This window comes from Saccharopolyspora flava (assembly GCF_900116135.1).
Taxonomy (GTDB): Bacteria; Actinomycetota; Actinomycetes; order Mycobacteriales; family Pseudonocardiaceae; genus Saccharopolyspora; species Saccharopolyspora flava.
The window spans coordinates 447,860-453,928 of the sequence record NZ_FOZX01000002.1 but is presented as its reverse complement, the minus strand read 5'-3'; the positions used below and the strand labels follow the sequence as shown (position 1 = coordinate 453,928).

The 6,069-nt window shown below is 71.4% G+C and carries 10 protein-coding genes; 4 read left to right on the top strand and 6 right to left on the bottom strand.

Annotation, left to right across the window (positions count from 1 at the left end; all coding sequences use genetic code 11):
• Positions 1–114: 114 nt before the first annotated feature.
• From BM424_RS08990 to rpmB, 6 genes are all read right to left on the bottom strand, one after another.
• Entirely contained in the window at positions 115–1,602 is a 1,488-nt protein-coding gene (locus tag BM424_RS08990; protein WP_245775722.1) for a GGDEF domain-containing protein, read from the bottom strand.
• A 59-nt stretch (positions 1,603–1,661) separates the two neighbouring features.
• Entirely contained in the window at positions 1,662–2,342 is a 681-nt protein-coding gene (bluB, locus tag BM424_RS08985) for a 5,6-dimethylbenzimidazole synthase (protein WP_093415738.1), read from the bottom strand.
• A gap of 78 nt (positions 2,343–2,420) precedes the next feature.
• The gene (gene rpsR, locus BM424_RS08980; protein WP_425441982.1) at positions 2,421–2,654 is read right to left on the bottom strand and encodes a 30S ribosomal protein S18; all 234 of its coding nucleotides are present in this window, start codon (positions 2,652–2,654) and stop codon (positions 2,421–2,423) included.
• Positions 2,651–2,956 carry a 30S ribosomal protein S14 gene (gene rpsN, locus BM424_RS08975; RefSeq protein ID WP_093415268.1) on the bottom strand — a complete coding sequence of 102 codons (306 nt, stop codon included), beginning with the start codon at positions 2,954–2,956 and terminating at the stop codon, positions 2,651–2,653. The genes rpsR and rpsN overlap by 4 nt, the downstream gene beginning before the upstream one ends.
• A 136-nt stretch (positions 2,957–3,092) precedes the next feature.
• The gene (gene rpmG / locus BM424_RS08970; RefSeq protein ID WP_093415267.1) at positions 3,093–3,260 is read right to left on the bottom strand and encodes a 50S ribosomal protein L33; all 168 of its coding nucleotides are present in this window, start codon (positions 3,258–3,260) and stop codon (positions 3,093–3,095) included.
• Positions 3,260–3,496 carry a 50S ribosomal protein L28 gene (gene rpmB, locus BM424_RS08965; protein WP_093415265.1) on the bottom strand — a complete coding sequence of 79 codons (237 nt, stop codon included), beginning with the start codon at positions 3,494–3,496 and terminating at the stop codon, positions 3,260–3,262. Before rpmB ends, rpmG begins: the two co-directional genes overlap by 1 nt.
• 97 nt (positions 3,497–3,593) lie before the next feature.
• Here rpmB and mrf point away from each other — a divergent pair, with 97 nt between their 5' ends.
• From mrf to BM424_RS08945, 4 genes are all read left to right on the top strand, one after another.
• On the top strand, positions 3,594–4,820 hold the full coding sequence (gene mrf / locus BM424_RS08960) for a ribosome hibernation factor-recruiting GTPase MRF (protein ID WP_093415264.1): 1,227 nt from the start codon (positions 3,594–3,596) through the stop codon (positions 4,818–4,820).
• Positions 4,817–5,068, top strand: coding sequence for a type B 50S ribosomal protein L31 (locus BM424_RS08955; protein ID WP_093415262.1), 252 nt, complete (start codon positions 4,817–4,819; stop codon positions 5,066–5,068). Before mrf ends, BM424_RS08955 begins: the two co-directional genes overlap by 4 nt.
• A gap of 19 nt (positions 5,069–5,087) precedes the next feature.
• Positions 5,088–5,240 (top strand): 50S ribosomal protein L32, encoded by a 153-nt coding sequence (gene rpmF / locus BM424_RS08950; protein WP_093415261.1) that lies wholly within the window; start codon positions 5,088–5,090, stop codon positions 5,238–5,240.
• 126 nt (positions 5,241–5,366) lie between these two features.
• Positions 5,367–6,062: a response regulator transcription factor gene (locus tag BM424_RS08945; RefSeq protein ID WP_093415259.1), complete on the top strand. Its 696-nt coding sequence runs from the start codon at positions 5,367–5,369 to the stop codon at positions 6,060–6,062.
• The last annotated feature ends 7 nt before the right edge of the window (positions 6,063–6,069 follow it).

Below are 6,069 nucleotides of genomic sequence, written 5' to 3'. Positions count from 1 at the left end.
CCTGGTTCCTGGTTCCTGGTTCCTGGTTCCTGGGCGAGCGTGGGATCTTACCGTGCCGGGTCGCGGAATTCGCCGGTTCGGCGAGGGTCGGCGGGGGCGGCATGACGCTCGATCCTAGCCGGAGCCCGGGGCCTGACTCTCGGTCTCGACCCGGTTCCGGCCCGCGCGCTTGGCCTTGTAGAGGGCGATGTCGGCGGAGGCGAAGAGCTGGTCGAGGTCGCTGGGGCCCGCGGCGACGCCGATGCTGACCGTCGGCTTCTTCTCCAGCCGTCCCAGGACCAGCCGCCAGTCGTGGGCGTTGACGGCGGCGCGGATCCGCTCGGCGACCAGCGGGCCGGCTTCGCGGGAGTCCTCGGCGGCGTCGACCAGCAGGACCACGAACTCGTCGCCCGCCCACCGGCACAGCAGGTCACCGGCGCGGCACTCGCGGCGCAGCAGGTTGGCGACCTCCTGCAGCACCACGTCGCCCGCGGTGTGCCCGGCGAAGTCGTTGACGTCCTTGAACCAGTCGACGTCGAGCAGCACCAGCCACGGGATGCGACCGGCCGCGGCGGTGCGCTCCAGCAGCACCGGAGCCATCCGCTCCAGGCCGAGCCGGTTGGCCAGGCCGGTCAGCGGGTCGCGCAGCGCGGCCTCGCGGGCCGCCATCGCCATCCGCTGGGCCTGGGTGGCGACCCTGCGCTGCTCCAGCGCCTGGCCGAGGCCCTCCTTGAGGATGTCCACGGCCGCGAACGCGGCGGCCATCGCGCGGCGCAGCGCGGCGGCCTCGCCCACCGAGTCGCCGAGGCTGCGGCAGATCTCGGCGAGCTCCTGGGAGAACCGCATCATCAGCAGCGACTCGTGGATGTTCTCCGCGCCCTCCAGGGCGCGGCTGGCGTAGGTGCGGGCCTCGGTCAGCACCTGCTGGGAGCGCTTGATCTCGGCCAGCACCCAGTTCGCCATCGCCGAGGCGTAGATGTCGGAGGAGTCGCGGGCGAGCTTGAGCGACTCGTGCGCGATGCGCTCGGCCGTGTCCCACTCGCCCATGCCGGCCAGTGCGCGGGCCAGCACCGCGAGCGCGCTGCGCTTGACCCGGCCCGGCTTGGCCAGCGACTGCGCCTCCTCGCACAGCTCGCGGGCCGCGGTGAACTGGTGCGCGGCCTGGTCGGGGTGGGAGGCGGCGCGGAACACCCGCGAGATGCCCTCGCGGAGCTGGCAGTGCGCCAGCGTCGGCTGGTCACCGGCCTCGCGGGCGACCTGCACCGCCAGCGACATCAGGTCCATCGCCGGTCCGCGCCGGCCGATGCCCTCCAGCATGAACCCCAGCATGCTGATCGTGTGCGCGGCGGACCCGCCGCTCGGCGGCTGCGTGTCGAGCTCCGTCCAGCCGTCGGTGAGCAGCTCCAGCGCGAGCGGGATGCGGCCCAGCCGCCAGGCCAGCACCGCGCGGTGCACCAGCACCGTGGAGCGGACCCAGCGGGAGTCGACGAAGTTCGAGCCGCCCGCCAGCAGCTCGTCGAAGGCAGCATCGGCTCTGGTGAAGCGGCCTGCGTCGAGCAGTTGCCTCACCAGCCGGTCCTGGGCCGGGATGTGACCGGCCAGCGGTTGATCCTCCAGCTGCACCGCGACCTCGCCGTGAGCACGTCATCGTGTGCCGCCCGGACGAGCGGCCTCGTGCGAGGTTACCGGTTGCGACCACGTCCGTACGCTTCGTAGTGCACGACGTCCTCGAGCGGCATCCGCTGACGCCACCCGTGCCGTTCCAGATCCGGCGTGTCGGCGAGCTCGCGAACCGGCCCCACGCACAACCATGCCACCGGCCTGACCTCGCTGGGAACTCCGAGCAGCCGCCGGAGGAACTCCTCGCGGTAGAAGCTGACCCAGCCGACGCCGAGCCCTTCGGCGGTCGCGGCCAGCCACAGGTTCTGGATGGCCAGGCACACCGAGTACAGGCCCGCGTCGGCGATGGCGTGCCTGCCCAGCACCTGCGGCGCGCCGCGGTTCGGGTCGTAGGTGACGGCGATGCCCAGCGAGGACTCCACGATGCCCTCGACCTTGATCTTGCTGAAGGTGTCGGCCCGCTCGCCGTCGAGGCCGCTGGCGAACACGCTGCGCTCGGCGAGCACGTGCTCGCGGAACTGGCGGCGCGTGGAGGCGTCGCGGACCAGGATGAAGTCCCACGGCTGGGAGAGCCCGACGCTGGGCGCGGTGTGCGCGGCGGTGAGCACGCGGCGCAGCACCGGCTCGGGGATGTCGGCGCCGGAGAACTCGCGGCGGACGTCCCTTCTGCGGTTGATCACGTCGTAGAGCTCGGCGGCGGGGGCGGAATCGGTCAGGCCGGGGTTGTGTCCAGGGGTCTTCATCGCGATCAATGCTGCACGCCGATACCGGTCACCCGAGCCCAAGGTGACCGGTATCGCACGGTGTTCGAGCGGATCGCCCTATTTGTGGTGATAGGGGAGCAGCGCCATCTCGCGGGCGTTCTTGATCGCCTTGGCGACCTCCCGCTGCTCCTGGGCGGTCAGCCCGGTGACCCGGCGGGAGCGGATCTTGCCCCGGTCGGAGATGAACTTGCGCAGCAGCGTGACGTCCTTCCAGTCGACCTCGACGACGCCCTCGCGCTGCAGGAGGTTCGGCTTCTTGCGGCGTTCGGTGGGTCGGCGCACGGTGATCACCAGCTCGACTTGGTCACGCCGGGCAGTTCGCCGTTGTGCGCGGCCTCGCGCAGCCGCACCCGGGAGAGCCCGAACTTCCGGAAGTAGCCGCGCGGGCGTCCGTCGACGGCGTCGCGGTTGCGCACCCGGGTCCGGCTCGCGTTGCGCGGTTGCCGCTGCAGCTCCCGCTGCGCCTCGACCCGCGCCTCCGGCTCGGTCTCCGGCGAGGCGATGATCCGCTTCAGCTCGCCGCGCCGCTGCGCGTAGCGCGCGACGACCTCCTTCCGCTGCTCGTTCCGAGCGATCTTCGACTTCTTGGCCATGCCTTCCTCTCTGCGTCGTGCTCCCGACGTCCCCCGATCCGGCGACTCAAGTCGAATACCGGGGTTTTTGACCCGACGAAAACCGGGGTTTTTGACCGGTCGAAACCTGCGGTATTTGACCGGGGGAGGGGCGGGGTCAGCGTTCTTCGCGGAATTCGACGTGCTTGCGGGCGACCGGGTCGTACTTGCGGAGGCGGACGCGGTCGGGGGTGTTGCGGCGGTTCTTGGTGGTCACGTAGGTGAAGCCGGTGCCCGCGGTGGAGCGGAGCTTGATCACCGGGCGGGTGTCGGTGGATTTGGCCATCAGAAGCGTTCTCCTCGGGTGCGCATGTCGGCCACGACCGCGTCGATGCCGCGCTTCTCGATCGTCTTCATGCCCTTGGTGGACACCCGAAGGCGGATCCAGCGGTTCTCCGACGGCAGCCAGTAGCGCTTGGTCTGCATGTTGGGCAGCCAGCGGCGGCGGGTCTTGTGGTGGGAGTGCGAAACCTGGTTGCCGTAACCGGGCTTCTTGCCGGTCACCTGGCAGCGGACGGACATGACCTACCTCTCGATAACGACATCCATTTTCATCTGACTGCCGACCAGGGTAGCGTGTCGGCAGCGAAGATGAAAACCGTTGTCGATTGAGGTGGGGATGTTCACCGTTCCGTCCGAGCGGACGCCGCTGCTGCTGGTGGCCGGACTCCGCGAACCCCAGGTCGCCGAGGCGGCCGAGGCCGCGCGCCTGCGCGACCCGTCCGGCACCGCCCTGGTGCACGCCGACCTGCGCTCGGTCTCCGAGGGCGTGGTGCGCCGCGAGGTCCGGCACGGCGACCACGTCGACAGCCACGTCCTCGAACTCGCCCACGGCTGCGTGTCCTGCACCCTGCGCGAAGACCTCCTGCCGCTGCTGCGCAGGCTCGCCGCCGCCCCCGACGTCCGCCGCATCGTCGTCCGGCTCGACCCGGCGCTGGAACCCGAGGCGATCTGCTGGGCGCTGCGGCACGTCGAGGTCGACGGCAGGCCCCTGCTCACCGACGTCGTTGTCGAAGCCGTGCTGACCACCGTCGACCTCGCGACCTGGCTGCCGGACAGCCTCGGCGAGGAGGAACTCGCCGAGCGCGAACTCGGCGGCAGCGCCGACGACGAGCGGACCGTCGCGCAGGTGACCGTCTGCCAGGCCGAGTTCGCCGACGCGATCGTGCTCGCCGGGCAGGCCGAGGACCGCTGGCAGCGGGTCCGCACCGAAGCCGTGCTGGCCCGGCTCACCCCGACCGCCCCGCTGGCCCACCTCGACGACCTCGACGTGGACGCCCTGCTGGCGCGCGTGCCCGCCGACTCCCGGCGCGGCGAGGTCGACGGCCCGCACGGCCGGCTGCTGCGCGGCCAGCCGTCGCTGGACACCGATGCGGGCGTGGCCACCGTGCTGTTCGAGGAGCGCCGCCCGTTCCACCCCAAGCGCCTGCACGAGGCCATCGACCTGCTGCTGGACGGCGTGGTGCGCACCCGCGGCCGGTTCTGGGTGGCCAGCCAGCCCGACGACGCGCTGTGGCTGGAGTCCGCGGGCGGCGGGCTGGCCGTCGCGCACGCCGGCCCGTGGCTGGCGACCGTCGACGACTGGGACGGCCTGTCCGACGAGCGCCGCATGAAGGCCGCGCTGAGCTGGGATGACTACTACGGCGACCGGATGAACGAGCTCGTGGTCATCTCCTGCGACGCCGACCCGCACGAGATCGTCCGCGCCCTGCGCGAGGCCGTGCTCACCGACGACGAGCTGGCCGCGGGCGAGGAGGTCTGGGCCCGGTACCCGGACCCGTTCGCCGACTGGCGCGAAGAACCCTGCGCCGAACCCGCCGAATCCGAGCTGAAGGGAAACCAGTGAAACCCGACATCCACCCCCGCTACGAGCCCGTGGTGTTCCAGGACCGCACCACCGGCAAGGCGTTCCTGACCCGCTCGACCGCGACCTCCGAGGCGCGCATCGAGTGGGAGGACGGCAACACCTACCCGCTGATCACGATCGACATCACCGCCTACTCGCACCCGTTCTGGACCGGCAACCAGCGGGTGATGGACACCCAGGGCCGGGTCGAGAAGTTCCGTCGCCGCTACGGCGACCGCCGACGCTAATCGAGAGGAAGACAGAGAGATGGCCGTTCCGAAGCGGAAGATGTCGCGGGCCAACACCCGCCAGCGCCGTTCGCAGTGGAAGGCGAAGGCGCCCGACCTGGTGCCGATCGTCGTCGACGGCGAGCGGAAGCTGGTGCCGCGCGCGCTGATCCGGCACTTCCAGGAGAGGTGAGCGCCCCGGCGCGCGTCGTCACCACGCGTGACCGGCGCGCGCCGCTCCGGAGATCGCCGTCACCGCGACGCGCGAGGTGGAGGGGGTTCTCAGCTCGTTCTCAGGGCAACGGGTAACACTGTCCGCATGCGCATCCTCGTCGTCGACGACGATCGGGCCGTGCGGGAGTCGCTGCGAAGGTCCCTGCAGTTCAACGGGTACCAGGTGGAGCTCGCCGCGGACGGTCAACAAGCACTGGACCTGCTGGCCGACAACCGGCCGGACGCCATGGTCCTCGACGTGATGATGCCCCGGCTCGACGGTCTGGAGGTGGCGCGGCGGCTGCGCAGCACCGGCGACGACCTGCCGATCCTGGTGCTCACCGCCCGCGACGCCGTGTCCGACCGGGTCGCCGGGCTCGACGCCGGCGCCGACGACTACCTGCCCAAGCCCTTCGCGCTGGAGGAGCTGCTGGCCAGGCTGCGGGCGCTGCTGCGCCGCGCCACGCCGCCGGAGGGCGGCCCCGACGCCCAGCCCGCCGCGCTGCGCTTCGCCGACCTGGAGCTGGACCCGGGAACCCGCGAGGTCCGCCGCGGCGAGCGCTCGATCAGCCTCACCCGCACCGAGTTCGCGCTGCTGGAACTGCTGATGACGCACCCCAAGCAGGTGCTCACCCGCAGCAGGCTGCTGGAGGACGTGTGGGGCTACGACTTCCCGACCTCCGGCAACGCGCTGGAGGTCTACATCGGCTACCTGCGCCGCAAGACCGAGGCCGAGGGCGAGCCGCGGCTGATCCACACCGTGCGCGGTGTCGGCTACGTGCTCCGCGAGACGCCGCCATGATGGGCAA